We start from the raw sequence: 1,131 nt of genomic DNA on the forward strand, positions 1-1,131 counted from the left end.
TATACTTCTCGGCATTAACTTTTCGGATTCTCGAACAGCTGGAAGTTCTCGGTAACCAGGCTTTGAAGGCATGCACGATTTTCGCCGCTGAGCGAGTCGATGAACTCGTCGATGGCTCCAATGAATTTGGGAAAGTCGTCGAAGTATCTGTTCCGCAGGCACCTCGCCTTGACCAGCCGCCAGACCCTCTCGATGAGATTCAGGTTCGGCGAGTAGGACGGCAGAAACAGCAGCTCGATCCCATACTTTTCCGCAGCCGCGAACACCTTCTTGTTTCTCTGGTAGCGGGCGTTGTCCATCACCAGCGTAATTTCCTCACCTGGGTAGGCTTGGTCGAGCTTGCGCACAAGCTCGCAAACCGTGTCGGCGTTCACCGATCCGGTGGTCCTGATGCTCACGAAGTCATGATCCCGTGTCTCGACGGCCCCCAGCACGTTGTAGCGCTGCCGCCCGCATCCGCTGGGCACGAAGATCCGTGTGAAGGACCAGATCATGCCGAGGAAGGCACCCAGCACGAAGTGGGCGGCATCAACGAAAAAAACCCTTCGTTCCCCGTTGCGCGCTTCTTCGAGCCGGGGAAGCAGTTCGTCCTGCAGAAAGTCGAACTGCATCTGGGGATCGGCCTTTCCGGGAACCGCCGCACACTTCCGGAACTTCAATCCGAGCTGGATCATGATACGGCGGGCCTGGGAGTCCGACAGCCGGATGCCCGAGATCGAATCGATGCGCTCGGCACCTTCGGCCGCGGTTGCCACCGGCGCTTCCGAGAACGACCTCTCGATCTCGACGATAAAGGGGGCGACGCTGCTTGTCGGCTTGTAGTGCCGGTTCTCCATGAGCCCGGCGAGGCCCTCGTCACGGTAGAGCTTCACATAGTTGGTGACGGTGTCGTCGCTGATGTTGAGTGCAGCAGCGATGGTGGCGTGGGGCACATCCAGGTCATGCATGCGTACCGCCATCAGCTTGCGGCGGATACGCGGGTCGACCTCGGGATCGTCGAGCTCCTCGGCAATCGCCTCCCTTTCGTCATCTGTAATCTTCAATTCTATCATCGGGAGTTAATACGCAGCCGCAATGATGACTATATCTGCCACACTCAAGAAATCCGAAATAATGATGCCGAGAAGTATA

At 57.6% G+C, this 1,131-nt stretch carries 1 protein-coding gene; it reads right to left on the minus strand.

Annotated features, from left to right (window positions below):
* Nucleotides 1–14: 14 nt before the first annotated feature.
* Nucleotides 15–1,052 (minus strand): IS630 family transposase, encoded by a 1,038-nt coding sequence (locus ACG2LG_RS23920; RefSeq protein ID WP_396263393.1) that lies wholly within the window; start codon nucleotides 1,050–1,052, stop codon nucleotides 15–17.
* Nucleotides 1,053–1,131 lie beyond the last annotated feature (79 nt).

This window comes from Haloferula sp. A504 (assembly GCF_044385805.1).
Lineage (GTDB): Bacteria > Verrucomicrobiota > Verrucomicrobiia > Verrucomicrobiales > Akkermansiaceae > Haloferula.

Bases quoted from the DNA above. Each gene is read 5' to 3' on its own strand.
- ACG2LG_RS23920 (WP_396263393.1), bottom strand. From the start codon at position 1,052: ATGATAGAATTGAAGATTACAGATGACGAAAGGGAGGCGATTGCCGAG.